Source organism: Robiginitalea sediminis (assembly GCF_002198115.1).
GTDB lineage: Bacteria > Bacteroidota > Bacteroidia > Flavobacteriales > Flavobacteriaceae > Robiginitalea > Robiginitalea sediminis.
Map to the genome: position 1 here is coordinate 341,501 of NZ_NGNR01000001.1, position 16,649 is coordinate 358,149.

Sequence of the window (16,649 nt, forward strand, 5' to 3'; positions counted from 1 at the left end):
GGTCAGGATTCCAGCAGGGAGATCATGTCGGCATTGCCCTGAGACTTGGCATGGTAGAGGGCCGTCTGGCCCCGGGCGTCGCAGGCCGTGGTATCGGCGCCGGCATTGAGCAGCAGGCGTACAATTTCCGTGCGGCCAAAGGTAACCGCAAAGATCAGGCAGGTGCCCCCCATGGGGCTTACCGCATCTACGTTGGCCCCCGCATCGATCAGCACCTGGGCCGATTCTGCGTACCCCTTGAAACACGCACCCATTAGCGCGGTGTTCCCGGTGGCGTCCGTTTCGTCTACCGGGGCACCCTGTTCCAGCAGGAATTTTACGATTTCACTGTGGTTGTAATAGGCCGCCAGCACCAGGGGGGTAGACCCCCGGGGGTCGCGGGCGGAGAGGAGTCTGGGGTCCTGCTCCAGGGCCTGCCTGACCCCGAAGAGGTTGCCCTCGCGGATGAGTTCGAAAAAGGCGTTGGCGTTCATACCTTCAAAGGTACGGAAAACTTCGGTCTGCTTTGCGCAAGTCCTACTCCGGCTGAAGCGGTTCCGGGTGCTGCCCCGGGGTGAAATCTGCCGGCGCCAGCATGGGCTGGCGCAGGGTCCCGGAGGCGCCGGTATCGTTCCAGACCTGCCATTGGGAAGGTTGAAATATGTCAGAGGCCCGAGCCACCTCTGGCCTCCTAAGCGCCCGGCCGTCCTCAAATTCGTGGCTGGTGCCACTGCCATCTTCCCCGGGGATCCCGAAAATATCGACCACTGTTCCAAAAGGATCCACCAGCAGGATATTGTCGTCCCCGTTGGAGTCTGCCGGGCCATTGGCGCGCAATTCCACATCGGGCGCAAACCCGTAGACGGCCTGGAATACCCCGGGGTTTGCCGAAAAAACCAGGGTTGCACCTCCATCCAGTTCCAGTCCTGTGAGGTCTGCCTCCATGCCCGGGCTGCTATTGCCGTTGGTATACCGCTGGAGTTTCCAACCCCTGAGGTTTAAAGCTGTTTTCCCGGCGTTGTAGAGCTCCAGGAAGCGGGCACCCGCCTCATTATCCGGGTCTGCCAGTTCGGATATCAGGATGCTGTCCGAACGCATGGGCGGATAGCGTTCTTCGCAGGTAAGGCCGGAAAGGTCGAGATCCTCAGCCCGGCGCAACAACAGTTGAAAGTCCCCTTTGCGACCAACCAGGATGCCGGTGGCCGTACCGCTGCCCTCCGGGAGGTTTTCGGCCTGGAAGTCTGAAAACCCGCTATTGACCAGCTCAATCCCTGTACCTTCACACCCAACAAGGGGGACCAGGGTTTCTTCTCCCTCCAGCGCAAAGGTGGGCACGGGGTGTTCCGCGGCCACTTCCAGATCAGGGATCCGGACTAGGGTATGCAGGTGGCTTTCCCGCAGGGAATCCGCCCGTACCGGCAATGGAGCAATTTCACCCCCCGGTTCGCAACTCAGGACAATGTGCTCAAGGGTTGCCTGGGCCGGAAGGCGGTCCAGGACGGGATTCCCAAAGATGTCCCTTCGGCTGCCCAGGGCCCACCCGGCACCACTGCGCCCCAGGAAAAGGCCCGACAAGAGGATGTGGACCCGGGAGCCCTCCGGGAAATAGGTAAACGCGTTCAACAGGTCCGTTTTGATTTCCAGACCGCGCGTTGGGGATTCCAATCGGTCCTGTAGGTACAGGCTCCCGAAAATATTCCCGCCCTGGCCGGTGGCGGTCACATATCCTTCCAGATAGCGCGCCTCCGAGAATTCGTGCAAGCCTCCGTCCAGGAACAGATCCAGTTGCGCCATCTCCATAAATTCCAGGCCTTCGTTCTTACAGGGATCCCCAGGCGGGTCCTGTGTTTCGTTCGGAGAACAGGCCAGAGCGACCATACTCAAAATAAACATCCCGGAAAACCAAGTGCGCCCCAGGCGCTGCTTTAAAAACTCCATGCTATATTCAGATAAAAGGTTCTGCCATATCCCCTCCAATACCGGGGCCCAAAGGAAGGATGCCCGCTTCTCAGGTCCGTCCTGTATTCCTGATAGGTGGCCAGCCTGCCCTGCTGGTATCCCCCCGTCCGATACCGGTTATTGAACAAATTGTTCAGCCCCAGAAACCCGCTTATATAGTGTTTGCCGATAAGCCAGGATTTGCCCAGGCTCAGGTTCAGCAGGTAATACCCCGGCAAAGCCAGCGGTTTCCTGGAAGCGCCCAGGGAGTGGGGCCCGTCATCGGCCGGATTTATTTCCGGCGCCTCCTGGAGGCCTTCAAACCCCTGGGTATGGCGCAAAAAGGCTGGGCTTGCATACTGTCCGCCCAAATAAATGGCCCTGAGGTCGAGCCACCAGTAAGTCGGGTCCCGGTAACCTGCGCCAACCGCAATGGAGCATTGCGGCCCCGACGGATAGGGGCTTCCGCCCAGCGCTGCCCGCCCGGCATCCAGCAATCCATCCGGCGGAAACCCCTGGGCGCGATCCCCCCCGGGATACGCCTGTAACCAGAGCCTCGGGTTTCCCCAGTACTGCATTACCCCGAAGGCACCGGCGAGATTCAGGTTAACCACCGGGCTGGCCTGGTACACTATCCCACCTTCCAGGCCAAGGTGCCGCTGGCCAATTTGCCCTGCAATTTCCCGGATAAAGGCAGCGCCATAGGCCGTTTCTGTAAAATAGGAGCGCAAGGACCGCCCTCCTGAGAACCGGTTGTAATAGGCGCTTATCCGGACCGTTGTCCGGGGGTATCGCCCATAAAGGGTGAGGGAACCCCCGGAGGCGGAAGGGGGGTTGGGGTCCGGAAATATCCGGCTGTGCTCCCGCGGATCGGTGAAGACCTCCTGTAGCCCGGGGGCCCGGGTCTCCATCCCAAAATAGGCCCGCACCCAAAGACGGCCGGAATACCGGTAGCCCAGGAAACCCTTAATACCTGCTTCAGAATACAAATCCCAGGGACTTTCCCCGAGGGATTCGTCCGGATAGCGAGCATTCCTGAAATGGCCCATACGCATAAACCGCCGATGGCCATAGCGCAGGGCCAGGCCCGCATCCCAGGGTCCGGCTGCAAGCCCCGCTTGCGCAAAAACCTCCCAACCCTTTGAGAGAAGGGAATACGAATACCCCCAGATATCCCCCGGTCCTTTTCCACCTGATCCCTCCATATCATTTCGGGTGCCGGTAAACGGATCGGTATCGGAAATGGATTGTGCCCCGAGCAAATCCAGGACGCGGGCCCCATGGTGCACCTGTGTGCCATGGGCCTGTGCAGCCGCGTCCAGGTGCCAGCCCGAATTCCACCGATAACGGCCCGAAGCCCGCAATACCCATCGCCCGGACTGTTGTTCGTCCCCGCTCAGCACATAGCGCGCCTCACCGCCCGGGGCGGCCATGTTTGCCCTTCGCAATGCTCCCCAATCTATCTGGGGGTTGCGCCGGAGGGATGCAGCAGCACGGGCCACATTCTCGAAATTGGGGCCGATAGGCGCATTGTAGTAATAGGATGGCATATTCCGGTAGGCCACAGGGTCTGGGTTAGGGGCGTTGAAATAGGCCAGGCGTGTGGACGTGCGCCTTCCCCAGTGGTATCCGCTGCTAAGCCGCCATTGAAAGCGCTCCCCTTGCTTCCGTATCCCCGCAGTGATAAAGGGTTCCATATCCCACTGCTCCCTTGCATTGCGAACCCTGCCTTCATCCTTGCCCCAATACGGGTTATACCGATGCCCCAGGAGCTTTGCTGCCTCCTGGGTAAGTGCTGCCGAACGCCCCCGCCTGGTCCGGCTCACAACCGCAGAAAGCCAGGCAGAAAGCCCCCGGGAAATCTTCCATTCCAGGACGCCATAACCGGCTACAGACCTGTAGGGCGTCCCCTGGACATACCCCGTGTTCCCCCACCTGTGCGAAAGGGATACCAGATACCCAAGGCCTTTGGGATTCGGGCCGGAATTGTGCGTCCACATCTGCCGCATCGCATAACTGCGGCTACTGGCCGAAAGGGTGGCGCGGCTTCCGGGCCGGAGGGACGATGGCATGGCTTCAATGGCCACAGTACCGCCGGGACTTCCAAACCCATGGGCGGAAAAAGCCCTGCCCACATACGTTTCGGGGCGGCGGGCGATATCGGTAAGGCCGCTCCACAGCCGCCACATTGGGCGGCGGTCCAGGTCGCTGTTTACCGGTATGCCATTAAAATAAACCTGTGTTTCAGAAGATGCCAGGCCGCGGGGACGGAAAAACCCGGCACTAAAGTCGAATGCTGCCCTGCTTAGGAAGTGGTCCCGGGAGGCTGTCAGCAAACCGGATGCCTGGTCCCGGGACTCCCCTTCGGTTTCCGAGGCCTCTCCAATGACGATAAAGTCCCGTTCGGGTTCTGCAGTCCTGGGCCGCATCCCTACCTCTCCAAGGGCAAGACTATCACCCGCGTGAAAATCAATGGGGAAACGCCTGGATGCATACCCGTCGGCCTCCATTCGGATTTCCTGAACCTTGCGCCCCACAGCAAGGACAAAATGCCCATCTTGCCGGGATCGCACCGAATCCGGACTGCCAACCGCATAGATCAGGACCCCGGCCAGGGGCGACCGGTGCTGGGCATCCATGGCCCTTCCGCTGACTTGGCACTGCTGGCCCTGCAGCCGATTGAATCCCGACAGGAACACGGCCAGCAGACAAATGGGCAGGAACTGCAAATGGAATGGAGCGGTGGTGTATGGCATCCGGCAAACCTAAGGCCATACCCTGCACGGCGCATGCAGGAGTCAAGGCTACTTTTGCGCCATGACCTGGAAATGGATACCCTTTGCCTTTGTCCCGTGTCTGTTTACGGGGTGTAATACACCTGAACTTAGCCAACCCCCTCCCGGCAGGTACCAGGTCCGAACGGTTGCTTTCTACAATGTCGAGAACCTCTTCGACACGGTAAATGACACCCTTGTATTCGATGAGGAATACACCCCCGGGGGCGGGAAAGGATGGACCCGGGAGCGGTACGAAGCGAAACTCCTGAACCTGGCAACTGTGCTGGAGGCCATCGGCAAGGAGGAGTCGGGCAGGAGTCCGGACCTGATAGGCCTTTGCGAAGTAGAGAACAGCGGCGTTATAGAGGACCTGCTCCTTCAGGACCCCCTGCGGGAAATCCCATACGGTATCGTCCATTTCGATTCCCCGGACCACCGGGGGATAGACGTAGCCCTCCTGTACAACCGGAACAGCTTTAGCGTCCTGGATGCCCAAAGCAGGCGGCTGGTGCTCCGGGACACCGAAAACAACCGGAAATACACCCGGGACCAACTCGTGGTGCACGGAACTCTGGATGGGGATCCCGTGTACCTCTCGGTAAACCACTGGCCTTCGCGCAGCGGGGGGGAGCTGGCCAGCGCCCCTTACCGGAAACAGGCAGCTGCCCTGCAGCGCCGCATCCTGGATTCCATCCTAAGGGAGGACCCGGGGGCGCGGTTCCTTTCTATGGGGGATTACAATGACAACCCCCCGGATGCCAGCCTGAGATTTGGCCTGGGGACTACGGCAATTGCAGACAGCATCCCGAAAAACCTCCTGTATAATCCTATGGAAAACTGGTACCGTTCCGGGGAAGGTTCCCTGGCCTACCGGGACCAGTGGAGCCTATTTGACCAGATCCTGGTAGGACACAACTGGTTAATGGAAAAAGCAGAGTATCGTTTCTGGAAGGCCGGAATATTCCGGCCCGGGTACCTGATAACACCAGACGGACCATACAGGGGCTACCCTTTACGGACCTATGCCGGAGGGGTTTATCTGGGCGGGTACAGCGACCACTTCCCGGTATATGCATTTTTGATTAAGCCTGCAGGGCCTACATCGGAGTAACCACGCGGATGTTCCGCCACTTCACCTTAATACCGCCCCCATCGTGGATCTGCAGGGCAATGGAGCCTTCCCCGGCCCCGATTTTCTCATCGGTGAGGGTCACCATCTCCACCCCGTTCAGGTAGGAGGTAACCGTATCTCCGGATACGCGGATTTTCATGGTGTTCCATTGGCCCATTTTTACATCGGGCTTCCCGGCTTCGGGCTTGATGAGCCACCCGCGGCCATAGGATTCGTAGATGCCCCCGGTGTCACTCCCGGGCGGGGCCACTTCCACCTGCCAGCCGCTTACTTTGGTCCCCTCTACCGTAGAGCGGATAAAAACCCCGCTGTTGCCGTCGGCCTCCTGCAGGAATTCCAGGGTGAGTTCAAAATCCTTGTAATGCGCATTGGTGGCCAGGTAGCCATAGCCCTTGTCCGGGCCGCTTTCGCATACCAGCAGGCCGTCTTCCACGTACCATTTTTCGGTGCCGTAAACGGTCCAGCCATCGAGGTTGCTGCCGTTGAATAATTCGGTTTCCTGGGCGTAGGCGGCCATAAGCCCCATCAGGAACAGGGGGAGGAAGATGCGTTTCATATCGGAGTTTTAATTAATCAAACCAAAGGTTCCAGGGGATGCGGCTGAGGATCAGCACCAGGCCTATCCCGTAGAAGATCCCGATGCTCTTGAACTTCTTGTCGCCCTCCATAAACCTTTTGTGGCGGCTCCAGCCCACGGTAATCAGGGCAATGGCAATGATGTTGATAAGCGGGTGCTCCAGGGCCAGCAGGCGGGCGGCGGAATTCAGGTTGCCGATCCCCACGTTGCTAAGTGCATTAAAGCCACTGGCAGAGACAAAATAAAGGATTAGCCCCACTACCAGCTGGAGGTGGCTTAAAATGAGCGCAAAGAGGCTCAGGCGCAGGTCGCGGTGCATATTGAACACCCGTTTGGCTGCCAGACCCGCAAAGGCGTTAACCACGGCCAGAATAAGGAAGGCCAGGGCCACGTAGGCCATATAGGAGTGAACGGTACGCAGGATTTCCATGGAGTATTGTTTTTGCTAAAGGTAACCCTTTTTGGCATAAAAAAACCCCGGCCGCTGGGCCGGGGTCCTTTCTGTAATTCGGAAGCGCTTAGTTGAAAATGTAGCGCAGACCGATCTGGGCTTGCCAACGGGAAGAGGCCAGACCAAAGTCGTCCAGTTCTTCGATGTTGGGGGTACCGTCGGGGTTCACAACCGCATCGTTCACCTCGAAGGTGGGGGTATCTCCGGTGGAAATAGTAGTCAGCGGGGATACGTTGCTGCGGATAAAGGTCCGCTTGCCCCAATCCTTGTTCAGCAGGTTGGTGAAGTTGAAGACGTCGGCAGAAAGCTGGAAGGTGTGTTTCTTGCCTGCAAAGTTCAGGCTGAAATCCTGCAGCAGCTTCAGGTCCACGATGTGGCTCCACGGACCGCGTACGGCGTTGCGCTCGGCATACTCTCCGCGGTTTTCGCGCAGGTAGTCGATGCTGTTGATAAAGGTCTCCAGACGCTGCCATTCGGCGGCGGGGTCGTCCCCTACCAGTACGATGTCTGCCTCACGCGCCGGGATGAAAATCAGGGCGTTGTCGCGGGAGTCGTCGTTGAGCAGGTCACGTCCTTCGTTATAGGTAAAGCTGTAAGGACCGCTCTGGTATCCTTCGTAGAACAGGCCAATGGTGGTCTTCACGTTGTCGCTCCACGGAATTTCGTAGGAAACGTTGGCCGTGATCCGGTTGCCCAGGGCAAAATCGGAACGGGTAACGGGAAGGTTGGAGTTCTTACCGTTTACGGTTTGCATATTCCGCCACTGGGAGCTGTTCTGAGAGGAGGTTCCGTCGAAAATCTTGAAGGAATCCCCGTAGGTATAGGAAACCGACCCGGCAAAGCCATTTTCAAACGGCTTGCGCAGGGTGAAGGTCAGGTTGCGGGAGTACCCGCCACCGGTGTTAGAGGCCAGGTAAACCCCCTGGTACGTATCGTCGATAACCGTACGGCGGTCGTAGAACGGACGGTTGTCCGCACCTTCGTAGAAACCTACAGGTCTTCCTATGTTCAGGTTCTGGTAGTACACATCGGTAATCACATCGGTGTAGAGGAAGTCTACAGTACCGATCAGGTTCCAGATGGGGAGCTTCTGGTCGATGGCGATGTTGTACTTCACTACCTGCGGGAGTTTGAAGTCCTTGGCAATGAGGTCTACGTTACCACCGGTTCCGCCGCTTCCCGGGGCCGGATCCTCGAACTGGTTCTGTACATTCGGCTCAAAGGGTTGGCCGAAGCGGAACATAAAGCCACCGGTTACCCCGTTGTTGTTGTAGGTTCCACCGGGCCATACCAGGGGCAGGCGGGAGGTGAATACCCCAATACCACCACGGATCTGGGTGGTGCTGTTGCCGTTAACGTCCCAGTTGAATCCGAGACGTGGGGCGAACATGGGGGTCGGGTCGATCCCCTGCCCAACGCGGGCGCCCTGCAGGTCCTTGCCGGCAGCCTCCAGGATCGGAATGGTACGGGTGTTAAAATCCTCATTCTCCACTCCGTCGCTCCAGTAGGGAACGTCGATACGGGCACCCATGCTCAGGCGGAAGTCGTCGGAAACCTGGACCTCGTCCTGGATGTAGAAACCGGCCTGGAAGGTGTCGAATTCGGAAGCACCGGCAGACTCATCGCCGGTCACGCCAGTACCCACCAGAGAATATCCGTGCTGGTATACGTCGGCATCCTGCCCGGTGAGGAACTGGTTCAGACCGGAAGAGAGCAGGTTCCCCTGGTCGTCAAACTGGTCTTCGAAGGTGTAATCCCCATAGTTAAAGGCAAAGAAGAGGTTTTTGATTTTGGCGAACTCGAGGTTGGTACCCAGGGTCACAGTGTGGCGCCCGGCGTAGATCTCGAAGTTGTCGGTAATGGTGAAAACGTCCTGGTCCAGCAGGTTGGCTGTGGAGAAGGGCTCAGCACCAAAGGAGAGGGTTCCCCCTCCGTCCTGGATGTCTACTGTCGGGAACGGGTCGCCGGCCGGGTCGCGGTCGTCGCGAACGCGGGTATACCCCACTACCAGGTTATTGGCAAACTTGTTTCCGAAACGGGAGTTGAGTTCCAGGGCAAAAGAGCTGGTCTTGGACACAAAGGCCTCGGAACCATTGATAAACCCGATGAAGCGGTTTCCGGAGTTCCGGGCTTCCAGGTTGTCTGCATCGGTGTAACCGTAGCGGAAAGACAGCTTGTGGTCCTGGTTGATGTTCCAGTCGATCTTAGCGGTGATCCGGTTACTTTCCAGGGTCCGGGTGTTGTTGTCGAAGATGCCCGGGTTGTACCCGTAGGTGGTATTAAGGAAGTTGCTCAGGTTCTGCAGGTCTGCCAGGGAAGAACGCCCGCTGTAGTTGCTGAAGTTGAACGGCTGGGGGGTTTCGTCTTCCTGACGCTCGTAGTTGAAGAAGAAGAACAGCTTGTCCTTGATAATGGGGCCGCCGATACGGGCACCATAGGTCAGGGCGCTGAAGTCTGCGAGTTTCTCGCGCTCTTCATCGTCTCCTACCAGGCTGGGCGGGGTTTTTCCCGCCAGGCTTTCGTTCCGTACGAAGCTGTAGGCAGAACCTTCCCAGTTGTTGGATCCGGAACGGGTAATGGCGTTGATGGAACCTCCGGAGAAACCGGACTGGCGCACGTCGAAGGGTGCAATGTTGATCTGGAAGGTCTCAATCGCATCCACAGAAAGCGGGTTAACCCCGGTCTGACCCCCGTTGGTACCGGAGCCGGCCAAACCAAATACGTCGTTGTTTACCGCACCGTCAATGTAGATGGCGTTGTAGCGGTTGTTCTGACCGGCCAGGGAGATACTGAATCCGTCGTTACCCTCAGTAACCTGGGCCTGGGGAGTGATCCGCACGAAATCCGCAATGGAGCGGGACGCTGCCGGGACAGTTTGTACCTCGCGCTGGGAAATCGTGGTTTCCGTACCGGTTTTGTTCGCACCGAAAACGCCGGTGGAGGTGGCCGTTACCACAACCTCATCGAGGGCGGTGGCAGACTCGGAAAGGGCAACGTTGAACTGGGAAGTACGCCCCAGGGTGAGATATACATCGCTTTTTACATTTTCTTCAAAACCGATGTAAGAGAAGGTAATGCGGAAGGGACCCCCGGCACGCATACCGGAAATACGGTAGAAACCGTCGAAATCCGTTGCGGCCCCGTAGGTGGTACCCGTTGGGACGTGTACGGCCACAACGGAAGCACCTCCGAGGGGCTCTCCATTCTGGTCCGTTACCTGACCGCTAACCGCGGAGGTGGTTACCCCTTGGGCCATCGCCAGGGAGGCGGAAAAAACCAGGAGTAAGCTTAAGACTAATTTTTTCATGTTCACGTGTTATTTAGGTTTGCAATAGTGGTGCAAAAGTGGCGTAGAAATGCCACTTACGCATTAAGGGAATGTTAAAATTCCGCGGCGTAAATTTAACACTGAAATGCTAAAAAACCTACTGGCGGGCAGGGACTTATACAGTCTGGGAGTCGGTTTTGCGAATCCTGCAGGCTATTTCTTAAAATTCTGCAAAAGACGAAGGGTGGAGGCGTCGTGTTTGCCGATTTCAGCACCTTCCATTTCATCGAGGATGGTATTGGCCAATTGCTTGCCGAGCTCCACGCCCCACTGGTCGTAACTGAAGATGTTCCAGAGAATCCCCTGCACAAAGATCTTATGCTCGTACATGGCGACAAGGGCCCCCAGGCTTTCCGGGGTCAACTGCTCCATAAGGAGGGTATTGGTGGGTTTGTTCCCCTCAAAGACCTTAAAGGGGAGCAGGGCTTCCAGGGCAGCGCTGTCCATCCCCTTGGCCTCCAGCTCCCGGCGTACTTCCCCGGCCGTCTTCCCGTTCATCAGGGCTTCGGTCTGGGCGAAGAAATTGGCCATGAGCTTGCGGTGGTGGTCCATGTCGCCGAACAGGGGCTTCCTGAACCCTATAAAATCGGCGGGGATCAGCTTGGTGCCCTGGTGGATGAGCTGGAAGAAGGCATGCTGGGAATTGGTCCCGGGCTCTCCCCAGATAATGGTACCCGTCTGGTACCCTACCCGTTTCCCGTTGCGGTCCACGCATTTCCCGTTGCTTTCCATAATGCCCTGTTGGAGGTAGGCGGGCAAACGGTGCAGGTACTGGGTATAGGGAATAATGGCCTCGGTTTCGGCCCCGTGGAAGTTGTTGTACCAAATGCTGATCAGTGCCAGCACCACGGGGATATTGCGTTCCCATGGGGTTTCCCGGAAGTGGGTGTCCATGGCTGCCGCACCGCCCAGCAGGCGTTCAAAATGGTCGTAGCCTACCGCCAGGGCTATGGAGAGGCCCACGGCGCTCCAGAGGGAGAACCGGCCGCCTACCCAGTCCCACATGGTAAAGACATGGTCCGGGGCTATGCCAAAGGCGTCTATTTTTTCCTGGTTGGTGGAGACCGCTGCAAAGTGGAGGGCCACATCGGCCTCGGTGGCCTGCTCCAGGAACCACTTGCGGGCCGTTAAGGCGTTGGCCAGGGTTTCCTGGGTGGTAAAGCTCTTGGATACGATTATAAAGAGGGTGGTCTCCGGGTTGAGGTCCCGCAGAGCCTGGTGCACATGGTCCCCGTCCACGTTGCTCACAAAGTGCAGACGCAGGTGGTTTCCGTAATACTTCAGGGCTTCGGTGACCATTACAGGGCCCAGGTCGGAGCCGCCTATCCCGATATTCACCACATCGGTGAAGGCCTTCCCGGTATAACCCTTTTTGGCACCCCCGATAACGGCATCGGCAAACGCCTTGATCTGCGCCTTTACCTCGGATACTTCCTTGCGGATATCGACTCCATCTACCTTCAGGGGTGTTTGGGAAGAAGCCCTCAGGGCGGTGTGCAAAACGGCACGGCCTTCGGTCTGGTTGATGGCCTCCCCGCCAAAATAGGCGTCCATGGCACTTTCAAGGCCGGCTTCCCCGGCCAGTTCCAGCAGGAGTTCCAGGGTACGGTCGTCCAACAGGTTTTTGGAGTAATCCACCAGCATGCCCTCCCACTCAATGCTGAAGCGCCCGGCTCGGCCCGGGTCTTCGGAGAAAAGGTCACGGAGGTGGCGTCCTCTGGTTTGGTTATAGTGTTCGCGAAGTTTCTTCCAGGCCCCGGTTTGGGACGGATCAGTATGAGTCAGGGGCATTCTCGGAGGAGTTGTAAGTGATGAGCTCTTCGGTCTGCTCCCCCGTTTCGGGGAGGACAATGCACTCGAGTTGTTCTTTTAAGGGCCGGATATAGTCAAAGTATTCCGGTTGCTTGTGCTCGGCCAGGGGCTCTGCCTTGGGCAGGTCCTCCTTTAAGGGGTCCACCTGGCGGCCATTTTTCCAGAACCGGTAACACACGTGCGGGCCCCCGGTGTTTCCGGTCATCCCAATCCACCCGATCACGTCGCCCTGGCGGACAAAGTCGCCCTTTTTCACATTCTGGGCCTTCATGTGGAGGTACTGGGTGCTGTAGGTGCCGTTGTGGCGGATCTTCACGTACTTGCCGTTGCCCCCCCGGCGGGTCGATTCGGTAACCACCCCGTCTGCCGTGGCCAGGATGGGGGTGCCAATGGGCGCTGCGTAGTCGGTTCCCTTGTGGGGGCGGACCTTGTAGCCGTAATAGCGGATGCGGCGTTTGAGGTTATAGCGGGAGGAGAGGCGCCCGAACCGGATAGGCATACTGAGGAAGGTCCTCCTGAGGTTTTCGGCCTGGTCGTCGTAATATTCCCGGATGTTCAAAGAATCGTTGTGGTAGGCAAAGGCATACAATTCCTGCCCCCGGTGTTCAAAATAGGCCGCCTTAATCGGTCCTGCCCCGGCATAAAGACTGTCCGCAATGTATTTTTCGTCGAAGATGATCCGGAATTTATCCCCGGCATCGAGCTTGGAGAAATCCACGGTCCAGGCATACACCTGGGAAAGGTCCAGGGTGACCTGATAGTCTACCCCCTGCTCGTCTATGACCTGGGAGAGAGAACCCCCTTCCGGGATCACCCCGCCAATTTCCCGTTCCCGCAGCACAATGTCCCTTTTCTTGCGGTAAGCCTTGGCCGAGTCCCGGAAATCCACCACGGTATAGTTAATGGGGTCGTTCTGGTATATAAACACCTGGGCGGCCTGGGCCGTATCCTTCGATTTAAGGATGATGTAGGGCTTCCCCACCCGGATGCGGCGCACGTCGAAGGTATCGCGGAAGCGCTCTGCGATGGTGGCAATCTTAGGGTATTCCACCTTGTTTTTGATCATGAGCTCCCCAAAGCTATCGCCCCTTCGGACGGTATCGTTTACCACCTCGAATTCGTCCAGGTTAAAGCCGTACTCGATCCGCGGTTCTGCCTGGGCAATTTCATCCCCTGCGGTTTCCTGGTCCGCAGGCATATCGGGTTCCACCCTTTTGCAGGAAGTCAGCCAGAGGGCAAGTACGAGGATGCCCAGGAAGGTACGCGTCATGGATCAGATATGTTTTTCGGGGTTCAGCTGGTGGTCCACCCACTGTTTGCCCCAGTTCTCCAAAGTTTCTTTATCGTGGACCTGCGGGAAGAACACCACCTTCTGGAAACTGGGCGGCAGGTAGGTCTTCCAGTTGGTCCCCCCGGTTGCCTCAATGGTTTCCGATTCCCGGTTCAGGTAGCGGTGTGCCGACCCCAGGTGCATCAGCGGCCAGAGCACATTGGCATTGATGTCCATCTGCTGCAGCGCCTTCACCAGGGTGCTGTTGCTGCGGTCCGATGGTGGCAAATTTAAATATTTGTGATAAATCGTACTGCCCTCAAGGGCCCGGGCAATCCGGATAAACCTCGGGGTGTACCGGTATTCGAATTGTTTCAGGGTCAAAGTTTTCTCCCCAGTGGCCTTGTCCGTAGCCCCCCGCTTCCAGTAAATGTGCTCGTAGAGGGTCTCAATGGGGTCATTGGGGCCAAAGCGGTCCCGCTCGTCTGCGTGCACCAGCAATTCCAGGGGGGTGGCATAGATCTCGATCATGCGGTACTGGGCAGACTGGAAGCCGCTGGCCGGCAAAAGCGCCATGCGGTACCTCAGGAACTGTTCCCGCTGCATCCCCCTCACCATAATGCTGAAGGAGGAGATCAGGGCCTTGTAATAGTTGTTGATCCGGTTGAGCTTCTCCACGAAGAAATCCACCGCCTGAGACTTGTCGTCCACAATCTGCTTCTGCTCGTGCAGGATAAGCTTAAAGTAGAGTTCGGTAATCTGGTGGTACATGATGAAGATCTCCTCATCGGGGAAATGGGTGCGGGGCACCTGCAGGCTCAGCAGGGTATCAAGGTGGATATAATCCCAGTAGGTGAGGTAGCGTTGGTAGAGCAGCCCGTCCAGGTAGGAGCCCAGGTCCTGGCCGGAATCCTTGTATTTGGCCTCCAGCTTTTCTATCTGGGAATCGATGTGCTCCTTGTTTTTCATGCGGCCCCTCAGTCCATGATAATGGCAAACTGGTTCCTGAGGCTGTTAAACCCGTCCAGATCTGCCTTGATAGACCCCACGGCAAGGTCTGCTTCTATCCGTATGGGGATCTTGTTCTTATCGTTGGACACCCACAAAGATAAACTTTCCTGCTCTTTAAAAACCCTCCCGGACTGCACATAGGGGCGGAATTTCAGGCATTCCACCTTCCCGAATTTGGTCTTCAGGACTTCGGTGCCCAGGTATTTGAGTCGGAAGCGGAAAATACCGTCATCGTCGTAGAGCATATTCAGCTCAATGCTTTCCCCCTCCACCAGATCGTCCACATCGTAGTAGTTTCTGAGGTAATAAAACCCGGATACCAGGTCCTGGACGGTACCATTGATGTCGAAGGACATCTCCTCCCCCTTTTTCTTGTCGTGGAGGACTGCCCGGCCGGTCCCGTGGTCGAAGTCGATCTCCATGTCCTTGGTATACCCGCCTTCCGAGATGTTGCGGATAAACCGGTACGGCCTGCCGTCCTTCTTGCTGAAATAACTTTCGTACGTATCGTCTACCTTGAAAAAAATACTGGCAAACCCGGTGGTCCGCCCCCTGCCCACCACGTGGTAAACGGGTACCCCCTGGATGGTGTCCGAAGTCAGGTGGAGTGTGGCATAGCTGGCATTTAAAATACCGTAGTGGATCCGGAACTTGAGCCATTCCCCGGGCTTGAAGGCCTGCTGCACCTTCCGCGGGGCCGGCGCCTCTTCATAATACTGTGCCATGGCCGGGGAGGTTCCCAGCAGGGCTATCAGAAGTAAGAGCCGGACCGATTTCATAGTCGTAGGGTTCAGGGTAAAAGTACAAACTAAACAAGGCCGTTGGCCGGTTTCACAATATCTTAAACACAATTTGTACCAAAGTATTGTATACTGTTACTGCCGGGGCCTTCGCGCTACAAAAAAAGCCCCGATCTAGCGACCAGGGCTTTTCCTAAATAACCAACCAAACTTTAAATTATGAAAAACCAATACTTAAAGCTATAAGGGAACCACCCCTTACACCATCAAATGTAGTACAAGGCCGCGGCCCCCGGTAGGCCTTTAACGCATTTTAACTCGCCTCTTAACAATACTTTATCTATTCCGGTGCCATTTTGGGATTTCCCTAAGAAAAATCAGAGGGTTCCCCGGGAAGCCTGCTCCCGTTCTATGGCCTCGAAAAGGGCTTTGAAGTTCCCCTTGCCAAAGGATTTTGCTCCTTTGCGCTGGATAATCTCGATAAAGAGGGTGGGGCGGTCCAGGATGGGTTTGGTGAAAATCTGCAGGAGGTAGCCTTCGTCGTCCCGGTCTATGAGGATGCCCAGGTCCCTCAAGGGGGCCAGGTCTTCGTCTATTTCCCCTACCCGGTCCAGGACATCCTCGTAGTAGGTGGCCGGAACGGTCAGGAATTCCACCCCCCGGTCCCTGAGGGCCGTAACGGTCTCGATGATGTTGTCCGTTGCCAGGGCCAGGTGCTGCACCCCTGCCCCGTTGTAGAATTCGATATACTCCTCGATCTGCGACTTCTTGCGCCCTTCGGCTGGCTCGTTGATGGGGAATTTGATGCGGCCGTTGCCATTGCTCATCACCTTGCTCATCAGGGCGGTATATTCTGTGGAAATATCCTTATCGTCGAAGGAGACCAGCTGGGCAAAGCCCATCACCTTGGCGTAGAACTCGCACCATTTGTTCATTTCGTTCCACCCGACATTGCCCACCATGTGGTCGATGTATTTCAGCCCCACCGAAGCTGGGCGGTAATGGGGGTTCCAGGGCCGGAACCCCGGCATAAAGGTCCCGCTGTACTGCGAACGCTCTACAAAAAGATGAAGGGTTTCCCCGTAGGTGTGGATGGCCGAAAGCACCACTTTCCCGTGGGCGTCCTCCAGGGTGTGGGGCTCGGTGTGGGGCTTGGCACCCCGTTTTACGGTTTCCTCAAAACTCCGGGTGGCGTCGTCTACCCATAGGGCGATGACTTTAACCCCGTCTCCGTGCTGTTCGATATGCCGGTTGATGTCCCCTCCCGGTTTCAGGGGAGACGTGAGTACCAGACGGATTTTATCCTGCCGCAGCACATAGGATACCCGGTCCTTGAGACCGGTTTCCAGGCCGGCATAGGCCTCGGGCTGGAAGCCCCAGGCAGCCATATAATAGTGCGCCGCCTGCTTGGCATTGCCCACGTAAAGCTCTACGTGGTCGGTCCCCAGCAAGGGGAGGAAATCCTCGGCGGAAGGGTTTTCTTTTGGGAGTTTCAGGGAAGTATTATCTGTTGGTGTCATGAAAATAAAAGTTACGAATGGAACATATTGGTAAGGGTCTGGGTCCGGGAGGGCCTGCCTTACCACATGGCCCTGAGGTGGGACCCGATATCCATCGTGCTGAATTTCATACCA

12 protein-coding genes are annotated in these 16,649 nt (G+C 57.2%); 1 reads left to right on the top strand and 11 read right to left on the bottom strand.

Going from position 1 to position 16,649, the window contains the following annotated elements; translation table 11 throughout:
- Window positions 1-2: 2 nt before the first annotated feature.
- The 3 genes from CA832_RS01555 to CA832_RS01565 are packed head-to-tail and all read right to left on the bottom strand — an operon-like array spanning window position 3 to window position 4,673.
- Entirely contained in the window at window positions 3-473 is a 471-nt protein-coding gene (locus tag CA832_RS01555) for an ankyrin repeat domain-containing protein (protein WP_088339801.1), read from the bottom strand.
- A 43-nt stretch (window positions 474-516) separates the two neighbouring features.
- Window positions 517-1,917, bottom strand: coding sequence for a DUF5689 domain-containing protein (locus tag CA832_RS01560; RefSeq protein WP_088339802.1), 1,401 nt, complete (start codon window positions 1,915-1,917; stop codon window positions 517-519).
- On the bottom strand, window positions 1,905-4,673 hold the full coding sequence (locus tag CA832_RS01565) for a TonB-dependent receptor (protein ID WP_143542320.1): 2,769 nt from the start codon (window positions 4,671-4,673) through the stop codon (window positions 1,905-1,907). The genes CA832_RS01560 and CA832_RS01565 overlap by 13 nt, the downstream gene beginning before the upstream one ends.
- A gap of 61 nt (window positions 4,674-4,734) precedes the next feature.
- On the opposite strand from CA832_RS01565, the gene CA832_RS01570 reads away from it, so the two are divergent.
- Window positions 4,735-5,805 carry an endonuclease/exonuclease/phosphatase family protein gene (locus CA832_RS01570; RefSeq protein WP_233131700.1) on the top strand — a complete coding sequence of 357 codons (1,071 nt, stop codon included), beginning with the start codon at window positions 4,735-4,737 and terminating at the stop codon, window positions 5,803-5,805.
- On the opposite strand, the gene CA832_RS01575 is transcribed toward CA832_RS01570, so the two are convergent.
- From CA832_RS01575 to hppD, 8 genes are all read right to left on the bottom strand, one after another.
- Window positions 5,792-6,382 carry a 3-keto-disaccharide hydrolase gene (locus CA832_RS01575; RefSeq protein WP_088339804.1) on the bottom strand — a complete coding sequence of 197 codons (591 nt, stop codon included), beginning with the start codon at window positions 6,380-6,382 and terminating at the stop codon, window positions 5,792-5,794. The two genes, CA832_RS01570 and CA832_RS01575, sit on opposite strands and share 14 nt — an antisense overlap.
- Window positions 6,383-6,395: 13 nt before the next feature.
- Window positions 6,396-6,833 carry a hypothetical protein gene (locus tag CA832_RS01580; RefSeq protein ID WP_088339805.1) on the bottom strand — a complete coding sequence of 146 codons (438 nt, stop codon included), beginning with the start codon at window positions 6,831-6,833 and terminating at the stop codon, window positions 6,396-6,398.
- Between the two features lie 88 nt (window positions 6,834-6,921).
- Entirely contained in the window at window positions 6,922-10,161 is a 3,240-nt protein-coding gene (locus tag CA832_RS01585) for a TonB-dependent receptor (RefSeq protein WP_088339806.1), read from the bottom strand.
- Window positions 10,162-10,335: 174 nt separating this feature from the next.
- On the bottom strand, window positions 10,336-11,973 hold the full coding sequence (gene pgi, locus CA832_RS01590) for a glucose-6-phosphate isomerase (protein WP_088339807.1): 1,638 nt from the start codon (window positions 11,971-11,973) through the stop codon (window positions 10,336-10,338).
- A complete protein-coding gene (locus tag CA832_RS01595) occupies window positions 11,954-13,264 on the bottom strand; it encodes a peptidoglycan DD-metalloendopeptidase family protein (RefSeq protein WP_088339808.1) in 1,311 nt (436 codons plus the stop codon). Before CA832_RS01595 ends, pgi begins: the two co-directional genes overlap by 20 nt.
- 3 nt (window positions 13,265-13,267) lie before the next feature.
- Entirely contained in the window at window positions 13,268-14,233 is a 966-nt protein-coding gene (locus CA832_RS01600; protein WP_088339809.1) for a tryptophan 2,3-dioxygenase family protein, read from the bottom strand.
- Between the two features lie 8 nt (window positions 14,234-14,241).
- On the bottom strand, window positions 14,242-15,054 hold the full coding sequence (locus tag CA832_RS01605) for a DUF3108 domain-containing protein (protein ID WP_088339810.1): 813 nt from the start codon (window positions 15,052-15,054) through the stop codon (window positions 14,242-14,244).
- A 338-nt stretch (window positions 15,055-15,392) separates the two neighbouring features.
- Complete coding sequence (hppD, locus tag CA832_RS01610) at window positions 15,393-16,535, bottom strand: 4-hydroxyphenylpyruvate dioxygenase (RefSeq protein ID WP_088339811.1); 1,143 nt, start codon at window positions 16,533-16,535, stop codon at window positions 15,393-15,395.
- Window positions 16,536-16,649: the final 114 nt, after the last annotated feature.

Excerpts from the sequence above, each read along its gene's own strand:
- CA832_RS01555 (WP_088339801.1), bottom strand. The coding sequence starts at position 473 with ATGAACGCCAACGCCTTTTTCGAACTCATCCGCGAGGGCAACCTCTTC.
- CA832_RS01560 (WP_088339802.1), bottom strand. The coding sequence starts at position 1,917 with ATGGAGTTTTTAAAGCAGCGCCTGGGGCGCACTTGGTTTTCCGGGATG.
- CA832_RS01565 (WP_143542320.1), bottom strand. The coding sequence starts at position 4,673 with ATGCCATACACCACCGCTCCATTCCATTTGCAGTTCCTGCCCATTTGT.
- CA832_RS01570 (WP_233131700.1), top strand. The coding sequence starts at position 4,735 with ATGACCTGGAAATGGATACCCTTTGCCTTTGTCCCGTGTCTGTTTACG.
- CA832_RS01575 (WP_088339804.1), bottom strand. The coding sequence starts at position 6,382 with ATGAAACGCATCTTCCTCCCCCTGTTCCTGATGGGGCTTATGGCCGCC.
- CA832_RS01580 (WP_088339805.1), bottom strand. The coding sequence starts at position 6,833 with ATGGAAATCCTGCGTACCGTTCACTCCTATATGGCCTACGTGGCCCTG.
- CA832_RS01585 (WP_088339806.1), bottom strand. The coding sequence starts at position 10,161 with ATGAAAAAATTAGTCTTAAGCTTACTCCTGGTTTTTTCCGCCTCCCTG.
- pgi (WP_088339807.1), bottom strand. The coding sequence starts at position 11,973 with ATGCCCCTGACTCATACTGATCCGTCCCAAACCGGGGCCTGGAAGAAA.
- CA832_RS01595 (WP_088339808.1), bottom strand. The coding sequence starts at position 13,264 with ATGACGCGTACCTTCCTGGGCATCCTCGTACTTGCCCTCTGGCTGACT.
- CA832_RS01600 (WP_088339809.1), bottom strand. The coding sequence starts at position 14,233 with ATGAAAAACAAGGAGCACATCGATTCCCAGATAGAAAAGCTGGAGGCC.
- CA832_RS01605 (WP_088339810.1), bottom strand. The coding sequence starts at position 15,054 with ATGAAATCGGTCCGGCTCTTACTTCTGATAGCCCTGCTGGGAACCTCC.
- hppD (WP_088339811.1), bottom strand. The coding sequence starts at position 16,535 with ATGACACCAACAGATAATACTTCCCTGAAACTCCCAAAAGAAAACCCT.